Origin of the sequence: Mesorhizobium sp. (genome assembly GCF_005063415.1) — a bacterium.
Lineage (GTDB): Bacteria > Pseudomonadota > Alphaproteobacteria > Rhizobiales > Rhizobiaceae > Mesorhizobium.
The window spans coordinates 48,100-65,646 of record NZ_SUEG01000012.1 but is presented as its reverse complement, the minus strand read 5'-3'; the positions used below and the strand labels follow the sequence as shown (position 1 = coordinate 65,646).

Annotated in this window: 15 protein-coding genes; 14 read left to right on the top strand and 1 reads right to left on the bottom strand. The window is 61.9% G+C overall.

The features are described from left to right. From E5W70_RS05955 to nadE, 6 genes are all read left to right on the top strand, one after another. On the top strand, positions 1 to 747 hold a 747-nt coding region (locus tag E5W70_RS05955), incomplete at its 5' end, for an AAA family ATPase (protein WP_366509670.1). Between the two features lie 109 nt (positions 748 to 856). After that, the gene (locus E5W70_RS05950) at positions 857 to 1,828 is read left to right on the top strand and encodes an NAD-dependent epimerase/dehydratase family protein (protein ID WP_292655194.1); all 972 of its coding nucleotides are present in this window, start codon (positions 857 to 859) and stop codon (positions 1,826 to 1,828) included. Between the two features lie 293 nt (positions 1,829 to 2,121). Further along, positions 2,122 to 4,059 carry an asparagine synthase (glutamine-hydrolyzing) gene (gene asnB, locus E5W70_RS05945; protein WP_292655191.1) on the top strand — a complete coding sequence of 646 codons (1,938 nt, stop codon included), beginning with the start codon at positions 2,122 to 2,124 and terminating at the stop codon, positions 4,057 to 4,059. Positions 4,060 to 4,078: 19 nt separating this feature from the next. Next, positions 4,079 to 4,342, top strand: a complete 264-nt coding sequence (locus E5W70_RS05940) for an acyl carrier protein (protein ID WP_292655204.1) — start codon at positions 4,079 to 4,081, stop codon at positions 4,340 to 4,342. Positions 4,343 to 4,364: 22 nt separating this feature from the next. Further along, positions 4,365 to 5,927 carry a class I adenylate-forming enzyme family protein gene (locus tag E5W70_RS05935; RefSeq protein WP_292655188.1) on the top strand — a complete coding sequence of 521 codons (1,563 nt, stop codon included), beginning with the start codon at positions 4,365 to 4,367 and terminating at the stop codon, positions 5,925 to 5,927. Then, positions 5,924 to 6,931, top strand: coding sequence for an NAD(+) synthase (gene nadE, locus E5W70_RS05930; RefSeq protein WP_292655186.1), 1,008 nt, complete (start codon positions 5,924 to 5,926; stop codon positions 6,929 to 6,931). Before E5W70_RS05935 ends, nadE begins: the two co-directional genes overlap by 4 nt. Positions 6,932 to 6,979: 48 nt before the next feature. Here the strand turns inward: nadE and E5W70_RS05925 are convergent, their stop codons facing one another. Beyond that, entirely contained in the window at positions 6,980 to 8,095 is a 1,116-nt protein-coding gene (locus tag E5W70_RS05925) for a hypothetical protein (protein ID WP_292655183.1), read from the bottom strand. Between the two features lie 520 nt (positions 8,096 to 8,615). Here E5W70_RS05925 and E5W70_RS05920 point away from each other — a divergent pair. The 8 genes from E5W70_RS05920 to E5W70_RS05885 all read left to right on the top strand — a co-directional run. Beyond that, on the top strand, positions 8,616 to 9,743 hold the full coding sequence (locus E5W70_RS05920) for a transporter substrate-binding protein (protein ID WP_292655180.1): 1,128 nt from the start codon (positions 8,616 to 8,618) through the stop codon (positions 9,741 to 9,743). Beyond that, on the top strand, positions 9,740 to 10,342 hold the full coding sequence (locus E5W70_RS05915) for an ANTAR domain-containing protein (RefSeq protein ID WP_292655177.1): 603 nt from the start codon (positions 9,740 to 9,742) through the stop codon (positions 10,340 to 10,342). The genes E5W70_RS05920 and E5W70_RS05915 overlap by 4 nt, the downstream gene beginning before the upstream one ends. 19 nt (positions 10,343 to 10,361) lie before the next feature. Continuing rightward, positions 10,362 to 11,228, top strand: a complete 867-nt coding sequence (locus E5W70_RS05910; protein WP_292655200.1) for an ABC transporter permease — start codon at positions 10,362 to 10,364, stop codon at positions 11,226 to 11,228. Continuing rightward, the gene (locus E5W70_RS05905) at positions 11,225 to 12,145 is read left to right on the top strand and encodes an ABC transporter permease (protein WP_292655174.1); all 921 of its coding nucleotides are present in this window, start codon (positions 11,225 to 11,227) and stop codon (positions 12,143 to 12,145) included. Before E5W70_RS05910 ends, E5W70_RS05905 begins: the two co-directional genes overlap by 4 nt. Positions 12,146 to 12,177: 32 nt before the next feature. Then, positions 12,178 to 13,821, top strand: coding sequence for an ABC transporter substrate-binding protein (locus E5W70_RS05900; RefSeq protein ID WP_292655172.1), 1,644 nt, complete (start codon positions 12,178 to 12,180; stop codon positions 13,819 to 13,821). Further along, positions 13,811 to 14,755, top strand: a complete 945-nt coding sequence (locus E5W70_RS05895) for an acetamidase/formamidase family protein (protein ID WP_292655170.1) — start codon at positions 13,811 to 13,813, stop codon at positions 14,753 to 14,755. The genes E5W70_RS05900 and E5W70_RS05895 overlap by 11 nt, the downstream gene beginning before the upstream one ends. A gap of 2 nt (positions 14,756 to 14,757) precedes the next feature. Then, positions 14,758 to 16,548: an ABC transporter ATP-binding protein gene (locus E5W70_RS05890; protein ID WP_292655167.1), complete on the top strand. Its 1,791-nt coding sequence runs from the start codon at positions 14,758 to 14,760 to the stop codon at positions 16,546 to 16,548. Positions 16,549 to 16,751: 203 nt separating this feature from the next. Further along, positions 16,752 to 17,547, top strand: a 796-nt coding sequence (locus E5W70_RS05885) for a dihydrodipicolinate synthase family protein (RefSeq protein ID WP_292655164.1), incomplete at its 3' end; no start/stop codon positions are given.

Here is a 17,547-nt window from a genome sequence, read left to right as displayed (position 1 = left end):
ACGCTGAACACGCCGCCGCATCTTGTGATCCGCCACACCGGCCTCGAACCCGACAGCCCGATGCCCGAAATGGCCGAGATCGAGCGTCAGCTCGACCGGCTGAAGATCGAGCGCGAACGGCTGGGCGCCGTCAATTTGCGCGCCGAGGAAGAGCAGAAGGAACTGTCGGACCGGCTGGAGACCATCGTTTCCGAGCGCGACGACATCATCGAGGCGATCCGCAAGCTGCGGCAGGCGATCCACAGCCTGAACCGTGAAGGCCGCGAGCGGCTGCTCGCCGCCTTCGAGGTGGTTAACGGCCATTTTCAACGGCTGTTTTCGCATCTGTTCGGCGGCGGCACCGCCGAGCTGCAACTGATCGAGTCCGACGATCCGCTCGAAGCGGGGCTCGAGATCCTGGCGCGCCCGCCCGGTAAGAAGCCGCAGACGATGACGCTGCTGTCCGGCGGCGAGCAGGCGTTGACGGCGATGTCACTGATTTTCGCCGTGTTCCTGACCAACCCGGCGCCGATCTGCGTGCTCGACGAAGTCGACGCGCCGCTCGACGATCACAATGTCGAGCGTTTCTGCAATTTGATGGACGAAATGGCCGCAACTGCCGAGACACGCTTCGTCATCATCACACACAACCCGATCACCATGGCGCGCATGGACCGGCTGTTCGGGGTGACCATGGCCGAGCAAGGCGTCAGCCAGCTGGTGTCGGTCGACCTGCAGGCGGCCGAAGCCATGCGCGAGGCAAGCTGACGCATCAGCTTAATGGTGGTCTCCACCTCGGCTTTCGACTATAGCACGACGAAATGGGCCGGATCTGCCGCTCCAGATACCGGCCCGGCTGTGCGCGTGGAGAAGCTTGTTGCCTATACTTGTCACCGGAGCCGCGGGGTTCATTGGCAGTCACGTTTGCCACCATCTGCTCGACCGGGGACAAGCGGTCGTCGGCGTCGACAACATGAACGACTATTACGACTTGGCGCTCAAAAAGGGGCGGCTTGCCCGCCTTCTGCCCCATAAGGATTTTTCGTTCCACCAGATCGATATTGCCGAACAGGGCGCGCTTGCGGCCGCTTTGACCGGGCAAGGCATCGTCAGGATCGTGCACCTTGCCGCGCAGGCGGGCGTCCGCCACTCACTCGACAATCCGCGGCTCTATATCCGCTCCAATGTCATGGGCCACCTCGAAGTGCTCGAATTCTGTCGCGCCGAACCGGCATTCGAGCATCTGGTCTATGCCTCGTCGAGCTCGGTGTATGGCGGCAACCGCAGCGTGCCGTTCAGCGAAGCCGATCAGGTCGACAAGCCCGTTTCGCTCTACGCTGCCACCAAGAAAACCGATGAGTTGATGAGCCACACCTACGCCCATCTGTTCGGCATACCGCAGACCGGCCTGCGGTTTTTCACGGTCTACGGCCCCTGGGGCCGTCCCGACATGGCCTATTGGATGTTCACCCGGGCGATGCTCGAGGGCAAGCCGATCCGGGTCTTCAACAATGGCGAAATGTGGCGCGATTTCACCTACATAGACGATGTTGTGAAGGCGGTTGTCGCCGTGCTCGACAAGCCGCCGGCGGCTGACGTTCCGCCGAACAGGCTTTACAATGTCGGCAACAACCGGCCGGTGCGCCTGGGCGACTTCATCGACATTCTGGAAAGGCTGCTCGAGGTCAAGGCAATCCGCCACAACGAGCCGATGCAGACGAGCGACGTCGAGAAGACTTACGCCGACATGACCGCGCTGGAGCGGGATTTCGGCTTCAGGCCTAGCGTTTCGATAGAGGACGGGCTGAAGAAGTTTGTCGATTGGTACCGGCCGTACTCGAAACAGTAATTTGCACCGCACGCCGTGACGTCTTCTATCTCGATGCGAACCGATGTAACTGGCATTCGGCCTAAATCCGCAACTGATCCGGCGCGAAACTTTGAAGAACCTGGCCCATGGTGCTCGTGCGACAGTAGCTCACCATCAAGCGTGACCTAGAGTGGGCACAAGTCGGACTGCAAAAGCATCATTTTGTCCTAGCATCCTGTTAACCACGTGCTCGCTGAAAAGTATCCGATTAACCTTTGAAGCGCTTATGACCGCTATGTTTCGTGGCTTGCTGTTCAGTATGAGCTGTGTGGATGTGCGGATTCGGGGGCTATTTCGGTTCAGTCCGGGATGCGGAAGCTTTGCTTGCGCGCATGACGTCCGCGATCGCCCATCGCGGGCCGGATGAACAAGGGAAATTCGTAGCGCCCGAGGCTGGACTTGGGCATGCGCGGCTGTCGGTGATTGGAATTGGTGATGGCCAGCAGCCGATGTCCGACGAAACCGGCAATTTGACGATTGCGTTCAACGGCGAGATCTTCAACTACGTGGAATTGCGCGAAGGGCTGCTGGCCAAGGGCCGACGCTTCCGCACGTCGAGCGATACAGAAGTTCTCCTGCAGCTGTATGACGAGATGGGCGAAGAGTGCCTGTCGCTCCTGAACGGTGATTTCGCCTTCGCGATTTGGGATAGCCGGCGGCGGCGGATGGTGCTTGCAAGAGACCGCATGGGTGTTAGGCCGCTGTTCTACACCAGCCAGGACGGGGTGCTCTACTTTGCGTCGGAGATAAAAGCCCTGCTGAAGGTACCCGGCATCTCGGCCGAAATCGATCCGATTGCACTCGACCAGATCTTTACGCTGTGGGCGCCGATCGCTCCACGCACGGCTTTCCGCAATATCCACGAGCTGGAGCCGGCAAGCGTGATGATCGCGACACAGGGGCAAGTGACGGTCAAACGATACTGGCATCTGGACTATCCTCATCGAGAAGCGCCATCGAAGATCACCAATGAGGACGACGCGGCCGAAGAACTGCAGGCCCTTTTGACCGACGCGGTGAGGCTTCGCATGCGCGCCGACGTGCCGGTCGGTTCTTACCTTTCGGGCGGGCTCGATTCATCCCTCGTTTCGGCACTCGCGGCCGGTATGACTCCTCTTAAGCTGCAGACATTTTCCGTGACGTTCGACAGCGCTGAGCATGACGAAAGCGCCTTCCAGACCGAAATGGCGTCAGCACTTGGCACGCGCCATCGAACCATAGCCTGCCGTGCCGGCGATATCGCCGGTGTGTTTCCCGAAGTCATCCGCTTTACCGAGCGGCCGATCATCCGCACTGCCCCGGCCCCCCTCTATCAACTGTCCGGCCTCGTTCGCCAGGCCGGTTTGAAAGTGGTGCTGACAGGCGAAGGCGCCGACGAGGTCTTTGCCGGCTATGATGTCTTCAAGGAAGCGCGGGTTCGCCGTTTCTGCGCACGACAGCCGGCATCGCGCATCAGGCCACAGCTGTTCCGCAAGCTTTATCCCTATCTGCCGGGTCTGCAACAGCAGTCCGTAGAGTACCTGGCCGCGTTTTTCGGCACCGGCAGCGCTGCCCTGGACGATCCGCTGTTCTCCCATCGGCCGCGTTTCAAGACCACATCAGCGGCGAAGATGTTCTTTTCCGGTGACCTGCGCGCGACATTGAGGGGGTATGACGCAGCCGAGGACCTGGCCAGCCGGTTGCCTGAGGCGTTTTCCCGGTGGCATCCGCTGCATCAGGCGCAATATCTCGAAACCCGCTTTCTCCTGCCGGGCTACATCCTCTCCAGCCAGGGCGATCGCATGGCCATGGCGCACGGTATCGAAGGGCGTTTCCCCTTCCTTGACCATCGCTTGGTGGAGTTTGCGGCAAGACTTCCGCCGGAGATGAAGTTGAAGAGATTGGTGGAAAAACACATACTGCGCAAAGTTGCCAAGCACCTGCTTCCGACGGCCATCCGGGAGCGCACCAAACAGCCTTACCGAGCGCCGGAAGCCCGCTCCTTCGTTGGAGCCGGAGAACTGGATTACGTGCGCGACTCGCTCAGCGAGGCGAGCATCGCCGCCGGAGGACTATTCAACGCCAAGGCGGTGGCGAACCTGCACGAGAAATGCCGCTTGCAGCCAGCGTCCGGATTCCGCGACAATGCGGCCTTCGTCGGCATCTTATCGACGCAACTGTGGCAGAAGATTTTCACCGGCCAAAAGGTCGGTGCAGCACGAGCGGCCTGAGAAATCGAGGGAAGGAAACATCATGGTAACAATCAAGGACAAGGTCAAAACCTTTATCGTCGACAACTTCCTGTTCGGCGACACGTCCTACGAGCTTGCAGACACTGCATCACTGATCGAGAACGACATCATCGACTCGACGGCCGTGCTTGAGCTCGTGGCTTTCATAGAGGATGATTTCGGCATAGCGATGGTCGATGCCGATATCGTACCTGCCAATCTGGATTCGATTGACGGTATCTCCGCCTTCATCAAGGCGAAAGCAGAAGCGCTGGCAGCGTAGGCGCCATCGGCGAGGAGCGTCCGTGCGGATCGAACATTTTCTGGCCGCGAAGGCCGCTGCCCATCCAGCCAAAACGGCATTGATCACCGAGCACAAAAGGCTGTGCTACGAAGAGCTGGACGATCTTTCGAGCCGGCTCGCCGCCGCCCTTTTCATGAATGGCGTCAGGCGCGACGACCGGGTGCTGATCTTCATGGACAATTGCTGGGAGGCTGCGGTTTCGATTTTCGCGGTTCTTAAAGCAGGCGCGACTTTCAGTCCGATCAACGCATCCACCAAGGCCGAAAAGCTGGCCTACATCATCGCCGATTGCGATGCCGCTGCGATCCTCACGCAAGCAAAACTGATGCCCGTGGTCGCCGAGGCGTCCGGATCCTCCGGCAAGACGTCCTCCGGCAAGACCGGCATCTTCGTGGCTTCCACCGTTGCTGCCGATAATCAATGCCCGGCAGGTGCGACATCGCTGGCGGATTGCTTGACGTTCCAAGCCAGGGAGATTGACCATCGCGGCATTGACGTCGATCTTGCGATGTTGATCTACACCTCGGGCTCGACCGGCCGGCCCAAGGGCGTGATGATGACGCACCGCAATTGCGACGCGGCGGCCAACTCCATCACCACCTATCTGCGCAACTCGCCAGACGACATCATCTTGAATGTTCTGCCGCTCGCCTTCGACTACGGCCTCTATCAGTTGCTGATGGCCGTCAGGCTCGGCGCCACGCTGGTGCTCGAGAAGTCCTTCGCTTTTCCCCAGGCGGTCTTTGAACGCATCCGCCAGGAAGGCGTCACCGGGCTTCCGCTCGTGCCCACGATGGCAGCGATGATCCTGCAGATGCGTGACCTGGCGCCGGGCTTCCTGCCCAGCCTTCGCTATATTTCCAACACGGCGGCTGCCTTGCCGCCGCCTCATATAGAACGCCTTCGGTTCCTTTTCCCCGGTGTCAGGCTCTATTCGATGTATGGCCTGACGGAATGCAAGCGCTGCACCTATCTGCCGCCCGAGGAGCTGGACCGCCGGCCGGGCTCGGTCGGAATAGCCATTCCGAATACCGAAGCCTTTGTCGTCGACGACCACGGGCAACGGGTGCCACCAGGCATGGCAGGTGAGCTGGTCATTCGCGGGCCGCACGTCATGCAGGGTTATTGGCGAAACGAAGCTGCGACGGCACGAGCCCTGCGCCCGGGTCCGAACCCTTGGGAGAAGGTTCTCTACACCGGCGATCTGTTCAGGGCCGATGAGGAAGGCTTTCTTTATTTCGTCGGCCGCAAGGACGACATCATAAAGTCACGGGGAGAGAAGGTGGCGCCCAAGGAAGTGGAAGCCGTGCTTCATGCTCATCCGGGCATTGCCGAAGCGGTGGTTGTCGGTGTGCCGGATCCCGTTCTCGGGCATGCGATCGGGGCAGTTATCGTACGGTCCGACCCGGCGCTTAGCGAGAAGGATATCATACGTCACTGTGCACGCCACCTTGAGGACTTCATGGTCCCCAAGGTCATCGAGTTCCGCCGCGAGCTGCCGAAGACCGATACCGGCAAGGTCAGCCGTCGGCTTGCGGCAGAAACCATGGAGGCCGCGCAATGAATGTTCGCCCCACCGAGGATGCGCGGACCTTTCTGGCGCAGGCTCTGGCAATCGACCTGATCACCGAAACGGACCGTATCGTAACGGCCTTGCGCCAGCAGTTGCGCGGGCTTCGCAAGCGGGGCCTTGTGCTCGGTCTTTCGGGCGGGATCGATTCGAGCGTCTCGGTCGCGTTGGCGGCACGAGCCGTCGGCCCCAAGAATGTGCTTTGCCTGTTCATGCCGGAAAGCGATTCCGATCCTGAAAGTCTGCGGCTCGGCCGACTCGTCGCCGAAACTTTTGGTGTCGAGGCTGTGACGGAGGATATCGGGCCGATCCTGCGCGCAATGGGGTGCTACAAGCGTCGCGACGCCTTCATCCGCGAATTGGTCCCGGAATACGGCGAAGCCTGGGCCTCGAAGATCGTGATCGCGAACGTCCTTGATGGCGGGGATTACAATATCTCATCCCTGGTGGTGCAGGATCCGGAAGGCAAGCAGACGAAACTGAGAATGTCGCTGCCTGTCTATCTCGGCGTCGTCGCAGCTACCAATATGAAACAGCGCACCCGCAAGCAGATTGAATACTATCATGCCGATCGCTTGAACTTCGCCGTTCTTGGAACGCCGAACCGGCTGGAATACGATCAGGGTTTCTTCGTGAAGAACGGTGACGGCGCCGCTGACGTCAAGCCGATCGCCCACCTCTACAAAACGCAGGTCTATGCGCTTGCGGCTCATCTCGGTGTTCCGGAGGAAATCCTGAACCGGCCTCCGACCACCGATACCTACTCGCTGGCGCAGACCCAGGAGGAGTTCTACTTCTCGCTTCCTTATGACCTTATGGATCTTTGCCTTTACGGTCTCAACAACGGCGTGGCGGCTGAGGTGGTGGGGCACGCGGCGGGGTTGGCCGCCACACAAGTGGAACGTGTCTGGGCCGATATCATAGCCAAACGCAAGGCGACGCGTTATCTGCACCAGCGTCCGCAACTCGTTGATGACGTCGAGGAAATCGGCACCTGACAAACAGGTAGAGCGGTGTGGCACGGTCCGATTTGAATGCGTCCCGTTTTAGCTGAAACGGCTGCCGATCAGCCGGCTCCACTGCTCGCCCGCAAGCCCATTCAGGAAGACGTGCGAGTTCTTCATGGCGTCCAAAAGCTCTGGATCGCGTGAATGCACCACCGTTGAGGCAACGGTCAGGAAAGCGATGCGTCGTCCAAGCATCGCCTCTAGAAGTGCAGGTTGAATACGTCCGCGCAGGCCGCTGACGCCGCGCGCGGCGGCATGATCGATCAGGCAATCTATCACGGAGCCCGCCTGGCCGGGGAGGGCGAGGATCTGCAGCACGCGACCGATTTCATACTTCCGTGCGTAATAGGCGAAAGCGCCGACATTGGTGCCGACTGGCGACGTCACACAAACGTAGACAAGCTCGCCCAGATCCGGCTTTTGTGCCGCATCGGTCAGTATGTGGTCGAGTTGGTCTTCCGTCCAGTCCGGCCGCAGAGTGAATTGAGCGGTAAACGGCTCGATGAGCTTGGCGAATGTGTGGCTGTCGATTTCGCATGTACGAAATGCTCCGTGGCCTGCCCCGTCCACGGCCACACCCGACCAGCGTCGTTCGCTAGACGTCATCCTGCTGCAATAAAATCGGTCGACGGCACGCGCCAACGGATTTAGCATTCGGGCAAGCGCCATGCGATTGGCGGAAAGGCTGAGCATGAAGGCCGCCGGTCGCATCACGCGGACCCAGTCAAGGCTGTATTGCGGCAGGACCACGCCGCGCAGCCGGGTCCACAATTTCACGGAGATATCGTTGGCCGTCTCGCTGAAGGAGATGTCCTGCGGACCATCCAGGTAAGCTTTCAGCAAGCGGGCGCCGGCCAGCGGATCGTGCTCATGGTCCTCGACCATGAGCGAGCTACAGATGGCGGCGCGTAGTTGTCGGCCGTTGAACGTCATCGGCAGCACGTGGACACCGACAAATCCGGAGACGCGACCGTCGTTGTTGACGTGGACAAGCGACCGGAGGTCGTCTCCGCAACCGGGCGCATCCAGATAAAACCGTTTCATGTATTCCACGAGAGAGGCCGGCGCTTCGGTCCTTTCCCTCAACAGCACGCGCTGAAACATGTTCGCGACTGCCGGGAGGTCGGCGCCTTGCAAGGCGCGAATGACGCTCAAACCCGGCTCCCGCCACCAAAGTCCCGTCCACCGAGCTTCCGGGCCAAGGCGACGCGAGGCACGAGAACATCGGACGCGAGTTCCAACTCGACGCCCATGAAGCCGTACAACCTCGACCAGTTGCGATCGCCCCGGTGACTGAACGGAGTGCTGAATTGCTGCGGCAAGGTGGACCCTTTGCTTGACCGACGAAAACCGGCGTCATTGCTGCTAGCAGATTCAGGTAAACCGATATTAAAGTCGTTGCTTTGAATGGTAGCGAACCGGGTTTGTCCGGCCCCATACCTGGACATCAGCAATTTCGTTCCTGGCGGAATTTATACAACCCGCGGGCATGAGTTGCGTGCTCCACGTCGAACTGTTTTCGGCTAGCCAAAGTTTCGCGCGGCGGCTCTTGACTGGGGGCGCGGGCGTAATACGGTGAGTACAAATACCGGCTCTGGCCGCCGGGCGGCAAGAATGCCTCGTATGCCTCGCCTCGCGGCGGTGGCTGCGGGGCATTGTCATTTTGAGGCTTTGCTTGAAACGGCATATCGAGATCGGCATTCTCTATTCGCGGTCCGGCAACTACCGGCTGGTGTCCGAATCCTGCCGTGCGGGCGCGATGAACGCCATCGCCGACCTCAACGCCGATCCCGCTATCCCGTTCGAATTCGTCCCGGTCGAGCGTGACCCGCAGGGCAACATCGATCGGTATGCAAGCGGCTGCGCGGACATTCTCGCCAACAGCGGCGCGCGTCACATCATTGGCTGCGTCACCTCGTGGAGCCGCAAGGAGGTCATTCCAATCCTGGAAAGGGCAGGCGGCACGCTGTGGTACGCCTGCCCGTACGAGGGCTTCGAAGCCAACGAGCATGTCGTCTACACGCACGCCTGCCCCAATCAGCATCTCGTACCGCTGCTTGCCTATGTCGTGCCTCGTTTCGGCGCCGACGGCTTCCTGCTCGGTTCCAACTACATCTGGGGTTGGGAGACCAACCGCGTGGCGCGCGACCTGATTGCGGACGCCGGCGGCAAGGTGCTGGGCGAACGCTATCTGCCGCTCGGCGAGGTCGATGTTGCGAGGCTGATCGCGGAGATACAGGCGACGAGACCTGATTTCATTCTGAACAATCTCATCGGTCCTTCTTCTTATGCCTTCATCGCTGCCTATGCCGAGCTTGGCCGGCGCGACCCGCATTTCAGGCCGGAGCGTTGCCCGATCCTGTCCTGCAATCTCACGGAATGCGAATTGCCGGCGCTCAACGGGGCAGGCGATGGCCATCTCTCCGTTGGGCCCTATTTTCACGACATCTCGGGGGCGGATCGCGGAGCGGCTTCAGTGTCTTCCGTCATGCCTGCCTCATCCTTCGAGGCGGCGGCTTATGCCTCGGTGCGCACCCTCGCCGAGATCCTCACCCGCAACCCCGGTGCACAATGGACGGACCTTCCCAAGGTCTTTGCCGGAACATCATTTCGAACACCGCTGGGCGACATCGCCATCGACCCGCAAACCCAGCACGCTACCTTGCCGGTGCAGATCGGACGTATCGATGGAACATCGTTCAAAACGGTCACGCTGACGAAGGGCGTGGCACCCGATCCCTACCTTTCCCGTTATGACCGGACGGAGACGTTCGGGCGGCCACGCCTGCGGGTGGTGTCGTGAGCAAGATGGCGCGTATCCCGAACCTTGGAGGCGCCAGGGCTTTTGTCCTGCATCGTCCACATCCGACCGTGCGGGCGATCACAAGGCAATTGTCGGCCATCGGCCTTGAGGCGATTGGCTTCTGGCCGGAACTGCCGGCCGAAGCCTTGGCGGCGGACTTCGTTTTCTTCGACGTCGACCTCGGCTTTGACGAGCAATTTCCGTGGAAGCCGGGCGAGGCACCGATGCCGCTGATAGCACTGATCGGCTCCGAGGCGCCGGGGCGTGTCGAATGGGCACTGTCGCACAAGGCCGATGCCCAATTGCTGAAACCGGTCGGCAATGCCGGCGTCTATAGCGCGCTTTTGATCGCAAGGCAGAGTTTCGAGGCGGGCAAGCTTCTGGCCAGCGAGATCGCCTCGCTTCGCCAGCGCGTCGCGGAGCGCCAGACCATCGTACGCGCCGTGGAGGTCTTGTCGAAGGGCGCCGAGGACGGCCGCGCCTATGCGCAGCTCCGCTCGCTGGCGATGAGCTGGCAAATCAGCGTCGAGGACGCCGCGCGCAGGATCGTGGCGATGACACAAGAAGAAGGCGACGATGACCAATCCGATCGCGCCTGAGCTCTCAGCCGCCGGGCGCATGCCGACCAAGCCTCGCGCCGGCGTCTGGCGACGTCTGCTAAAACGGCCTCTCGCTTTGCTCGGCCTCGGGATTATCGCCCTTGTCTTGGCCGGCGCCATTCTTGCGCCGTGGCTGACAGGCTACGATCCCAACGAGCAGATGTTCGACGGGCTCACGCTTGAAGGCGCGCCACTGCCGCCGGGGGCCCAGTTCTGGCTGGGTACCGACCTGCTTGGCCGCGACCTGCTGACCCGTCTCCTCTTCGGTGCGCGCACCTCGCTGATCATCGGCATCGTCGCCAATGGCGTGGCGCTTCTGATCGGCACGCTGGTCGGCATCACCGCCGGCTATTTCCGCGGCTGGATCGGCAGCGCGCTTATGCGCTTCACCGATTTGATGATGGCCTTCCCGGCGCTGCTGCTCGCCATCTGCCTGGCGGCGGTGCTCCAGCCGAGCCTGTGGATCGTCGCCATGGTGATCGCATTGGTGAACTGGGTGCAGACCGCCCGCGTCATCTACACCGAGACGAGTTCGCTCGCCGAGCGCGAGTTCATCGATGCCGAGCGCACTATCGGCGCAAGCACCCCACGCATCCTGTTTCGTCATATCCTGCCGCACCTTTTGCCGACGATCATCGTCTGGGGCACGCTCGGCATCTCGACCACTGTGCTTCTGGAAGCGACGCTCAGCTATCTCGGTATCGGCGTGCAACCGCCGACTGCTTCCTGGGGCAACATCATCTTCGAAAACCAAACCTATTTTCAGGCAGCGCCCTGGCTGGTTTTCTTTCCGGGTGCGGCGATCCTGGCGCTGGCGCTAGCCTTTAACCTGGTCGGCGATGCGCTGCGCGACATCCTCGATCCGACGCAAAGGGGGCGGGCATGATCGCCTATCTCGGCCGCCGCGTTGTCCAGTCGGTGCTCATCCTGCTCGGGGTGTCGCTGATCACCTTTGCGCTGCTCTATCTGCTGCCCGCCGATCCCGTCCGCCAGATCGCCGGCCACAGCGCCACGCCCGAGACGGTCGAGAACATCCGCCGGCAGCTCGGCCTCGACCAGCCCTTCGTCGTCCAGTACTGGCACTACCTGACCAGCCTGCTCAGCGGCGATCTGGGGCGCTCCTACATTCAGCGCTCGGAGGTCACGGAGCTTATCGTCTCGCGGCTGCCGGCAAGCCTGCTGCTGATGGTCGGCGCCATTGCCTGCGAAGTCGTGATCGGGCTGACGATGGGCCTCATCGCCGCCGTCAAGCGTGGCACCGCAACCGACCAGTCGCTGATGGTCGCCTCCTTCGTCGGTGTTTCGGCGCCGCAATTCGTCGTCGGCCTGTTGCTGCTCTATGTGTTCGCGGTGCGGCTCGGCTGGTTCCCGATCGGCGGTTACGGCACCTGGCGTCATCTGGTGCTGCCATCGCTGACCATGGGAATTCTCGGCGCCGGCTGGTACGCCCGCATGATGCGCTCATCGATGATCGACGTGCTGCGCCAGGATTACGTGCGTACCGCGCGTGCCAAGGGTCTTGCACGCAGCGCCATTATCTTCCGTCACGCGCTGCCCAACGCCATCCTGCCGGTCATCGCCATGATCGGCATCGACATCGGCATCTTCATGGGCGGCATCGTGGTTGTCGAAAGCGTGTTCGGCTGGCCAGGCATCGGCCAGCTAGCCTGGCAGGCCATTCAGCGCATCGATATTCCGATCATCATGGGGGTCACCCTGGTTTCGGCCTTTGCCATCGTGCTCGGCAATCTCCTGGCCGACACGGTCGCACCGTTCATCGATCCACGCATCAAGCTCAGATGAAAACCAAGAAAACCAGAGAAAGGGAACATGACATGAGAAAATATCTGATATCGACCGTGGCGGCATCGGTGCTTGCGCTGGTGCTTGGCATGACAAGCGTACGCGCCGAAGATGCCGTCGATCCGAATGCCAAGCAGGGCGGTGCGATCACCATCACCTACAAGGACGACGTCGCCACGCTCGATCCAGCCATCGGCTATGACTGGCAGAACTGGTCGATGATCAAGAGCCTGTTCGACGGGCTGATGGACTACGAGCCGGGCACCACCAACCTGCGGCCCGACCTTGCCGAGAGCTACGAGATTGCGCCCGACGGCAAGACCTTCACCTTCAAGCTGCGCCACGGAGTGAAGTTCCACAATGGCCGCGAGATGACTGCCGACGACGTGAAATATTCGCTCGACCGGGTCACGAATCCAAAGACACAGAGCCCGGGTGCCGGCTTCTTCGGCTCGATCAAAGGCTATGACGACGTCGCTGCCGGCAAGGCGGAAAGCCTGGCGGGCATAACAGTCGTCGATCCCTACACGATCAAGTTCGAGCTGACCCGGCCCGACGCCACCTTCCTGCATGTTATGGCGATCAACTTCTCGCATGTCGTGCCGAAGGAAGAAGTCGAAAAATACGGCACGGACTTCGGGAAGCACCCGGTCGGCACCGGCGCCTTCAAGCTCGCCGAATGGACGCTCGGCCAGCGCGTGGTCTTCGAGCGCAACCCGGATTACTGGCACAAGGGCCTACCGCATCTCGACAAGATCACCTTTGAGATCGGCCAGGAGCCGATAGTGGCGCTGCTGCGGCTCCAGAAAGGCGAGATCGACGTTCCCGGCGACGGCATTCCGCCGGCGAAATTCCAGGAGGTGATGGCCGATCCCGAGCAGAAGGCCCGTGTCGTCGAGGGCGGCCAGTTGCACACCGGCTATATCACCATGAATACCACCATGGCGCCCTTCGACAATGTGAAGGTGCGGCAGGCCGTCAACATGGCGATTAACAAGGACCGCATTGTCCAGCTGATCAACAACCGTGCGGTGCCGGCCAATCAGCCGTTGCCGCCGTCGATGCCCGGCTACGACAAGGAATTCAAGGGCTATCCCTATGACGTGGCCAAGGCCAAGGCCTTGCTTGCCGAGGCCGGGCATCCCGGCGGATTTGACACGCAGCTGTTTGCCATGAACACCGATCCCAACCCGCGCATCGCGCAGGCCATTCAGCAGGATCTGGCGGCGGTCGGCATCAAGGCCAGCATCCAGTCGCTCGCGCAGGCCAACGTCATCGCCGCCGGCGGCGACAAGGCCGGCGCGCCGATGATCTGGTCCGGCGGCATGGCCTGGATCGCCGACTTCCCCGATCCGTCGAACTTCTACGGCCCGATCCTCGGCTGCGCTGGTGCGGTCCCGGGCGGCTGGAATTGGTCGTGGTATTGCAACAAGGAGCTCGACACCAAGGCAGCCGAAGCCGACTCCATCGTCGACCCGGCCAAGGCTGGCGAACGCGCCAAGATGTGGAGCGAGATCTACGGCAAGATCATGGAAGACGCGCCCTGGGCACCGGTGTTCAACGAGCAGCGTTTCACCATGAAATCAGCCCGCATGGGTGGCGCCGACAACCTCTATGTCGACCCGGTCCACATCCCGATCAACTACGACAATGTGTATGTGACCGATGTGCAATAACTGCGACTACACTATCCACGGGCGCCACCATCATTTCGGCTGGGACAATTCCTTTGCCCCGACCGAACGGGTCGCGCCAGGGTCGACGATCGAGTTCCAGTGCCTGGACTCGTCCGGCGGGCAGCTGACGATGGAGAGCGCCGTCGACGACGTTGCTTTGCTCGATTTTGCCAAGGTGAACCCGGTCACTGGGCCAATCTATGTCGAAGGGGCAGAGCCGGGCGACGCCCTGAAAATCACCATCGAGGCGTTCAAGCCGTCCGGCTTCGGTTGGACGGCGAATATCCCGGGATTCGGTCTGTTGGCGGATGACTTCACTCAACCGGCACTGAATATCTGGAAGTACGACGCCGCCTCGCTCGAACCGGCGCTCTTCGGCAAGAGCGGCCGGGTGCCGCTCAAGCCCTTCGCCGGCACCATCGGCAATGCCCCGGCTGAGCCGGGTCTGCATTCGGTGGTCCCGCCGCGGCGCGTGGGCGGCAATCTGGACATCCGTGATCTCGCTGCCGGCACGGTGCTTTACCTGCCCGTAGAGGTCGCGGGAGCGTTGTTCTCGGTCGGCGACACGCACGCCGCGCAAGGCGACGGCGAGGTCTGCGGCACGGCGATCGAGAGCCCCATGAACGCCGTGCTGACGCTCGATCTGGTCAAGGATGCCCGGCTGCGGACGCCGCGTTTCACGACGCCCGGTCCGGTGTCGCGACATCTCGACGCCAAGGGCTATGAGGTGACAACCGGTATCGGGCCGGATCTGATGGACGGCGCCAGGAGTGCCGTCTCGCAGATGATCGACCTGCTTTCCGGCCGCTACGGCATGGATCCGGTAGATGCCTATATGCTCGTGTCGGTTTGCGGCGACCTGCGCATCAGCGAGATCGTCGACATGCCCAACTGGGTGGTTTCTTTCTACTTCCCCCGCTGTGTCTTTGAATGAAGGTGGAGGACATCAAACGATCCACGCAGGCCGCCGCGGAGAGGGGCTCTGTCAGGCCGGTACTCAGCGTCTCAGGTCTGAGCGTCGCCGTGCGCGGCGAGGAGGGCGAGCGCGACGTCGTTTCCGACCTCACCTTCGGCCTGATGCGCGGCGAAACGCTTTGCATCGCCGGCGAGTCCGGTTCCGGCAAGTCGATGACGGCATTGGCCATCATGGGCTTGCTGCCGCAGCCGCCGGCACGCATCAGATCAGGCTCCATCCGGCTCGGCGATCAGGATCTCGCGGCTCTCAGCGAGAGCGGCATGCGCCGCATCCGCGGCAACCGTATTGCCATGATCTTCCAGGAGCCGATGACATCGCTCAATCCGGTTCTTTCCATCGGCCGTCAGCTCACGGAGGCGATCGAGGCACACACCTCACTGTCGCGCTCCGACTCGCGGCTGAGGGCGCTCGAGGCGCTGAAGGCAGTCCGAATTCCGGATGCCGAACGGCGGCTCGAGCACTATCCGCACGAACTCTCAGGCGGCATGCGCCAGCGCGTGATGATCGCCATGGCTTTGGCCCTGAACCCGGACGTGCTGATCGCCGATGAACCGACGACCGCCCTCGACGTCACCGTTCAGGGCGAGGTGCTGGAGCTGCTGCGCGACCTGCAGCGCGAGCACGGCACCAGCGTCATCCTGATCACGCACGACATGGGCGTCGTCGCCGAGATGGCGGACCGCGTCATCATCATGCGCGATGGCCGGATGGTCGAGCAGGGCAGGGCGTCCGACATCTTCACCCGCCCGCAGGCCGACTATACACGCGAGCTTCTGGCCGCCGTGCCGCGCATCGGCGGCGGACGGACCGCCGAAGACCGACAAGATGCCGCCAACATGCCGGCCGAGCTTGTATCTGTCAGCGATCTTCACGTCCGTTTCGACTTGCACGGCGGCTTCTTCGGCCGCGTCGACCGCAGGGTGCACGCGGTCGAAGGCGTCAGTTTCTCGATCGCGCCGCACGAAACCCTGTCGCTGGTCGGCGAATCGGGCTGCGGCAAGTCGACGACGGCCAAGGCGATCGCCGGGCTGGTGCCCTACACCGGCAGCATTTCAATCGGCGGCCACGACTTGTCGGCGCTCAGTCGAAAGGAGCGCAAGGCTGTACGCCGCAATGTGCAGATGATCTTTCAGGATCCCTTCGCGTCCCTCGACCCGCGCATGCGAGTAGGCGATCTCGTCGCCGAGCCTCTGCTGATCCACGGCCTCGGCGACAGAGAGCAACGGCATGCCCAGATCGCCGCCCTGTTCGAACGCGTCGGCCTCTCCGCTGACCAGATGGAGCGCTATCCCCACGAATTCTCCGGCGGGCAGCGCCAGCGAATCTGCATTGCACGGGCGCTGGCGCTGCGACCGAAGCTGATCATTGCCGACGAGAGCGTCTCTGCTCTCGACGTGTCGGTGCAGGCGCGCGTGTTAAGGTTGCTGAAGGAGCTGCAGCGCGAATTCGGCGTCGCATATCTCTTCATCTCGCACGACATGGCAGTGGTGGAGAACATCTCCGATCGCGTGGCGGTAATGTATCTGGGGCAGATCGTCGAGATGGGCACCCGCGACCAGATCTTCTCCAACCCGCGCCATCCTTATACAAAGCGGCTGATCGAAGCCGTTCCGGTTCCCGATCCAGGCCGCCGCCGCGCCCGGTTCGCCCGCTTGGACAGCGAAATTCCAAGCGCTGTGCGGCGCATCGGTGAGGAGCCCCGGAAACTCAAGCTCGAAGATGTTGGCGACGGCCACCTCGTCGCCACTTGATCGAGCTTAGGCTGCCTCGTCCAGCCAATCCCGCAGAGGCTCGGGACAGCTGCATATGTGATGTTCGAGTGGTGGAAAGTGATGGGCGATGGCGCTGCCGCGGCAGTGCCGTTGGGCGATGCCAAGTTGGCAAGATCACCCGTTTACATCTGACATGTTAGCATGCTAACGCTACGTGCACATTGATTTCAACGGAGATCGCATTGGCTTCCCGCTTTGGTCTTTCGGTTGCCCTAACCACACCCTTCGACCCGTCGGGGAAGATAGCGCTCGCGCCGATGATCGCGCACGCCCGAGCCTGCCTTGGCGCCGGCTGCAGCAGCGCGACGCTGTTCGGCACCACCGGCGAAGGAGCCTCGGTCGGCACCGACGAGCGGCGGATGGTCACCGAGGCCATGCTGGCGGCCGGTATTCCGCCACATCAGCTCGTTGCCGGAGTGCTGGTCGATGCAGCCGAAGATGCCGCCGATCAGGCTCGGCACGCTTTGCAGCGCGGCGTTCGCAACATTCTGCTCGCTCCGCCGAGCTACTTCAAGAATGTCGGCGAGGACGGGCTGTTCGGATGGTTTTCCGCCGTCTTCGCCGCACTCGGTCCGCTGGCGCGCGACGTGCTCCTCTATAACATCCCCTCAGTCACAATGGTGCCGCTCCCGCTTGGGCTGATCGGCCGGCTGCGCGCCGCTTTTCCTGCTGTGGTGGCCGGGGTGAAGGATTCCGGCGGGGACTGGAGCTACAGTGAGGCGCTGCTTGAAGCGCACGGCGATCTGGTGATCCTCATCGGCGACGAACGGCATCTGGCGAGAAGCGTGCGCCGTGGCGGACAGGGTGCGATTTCCGGCATGGCCAATTTTGTTACCGGCGAAATCCGCGCAATGGTCGAAGATGGCCGCGACGACCCACGCGTCGAGGACTTCGTGCTCGAATTGCTCAAATACCCGGTCACGCCGGCGGTGAAGGTCATGGTTGCGCGCAAGAGCGGCGACGAGCGCTGGCTGGCGG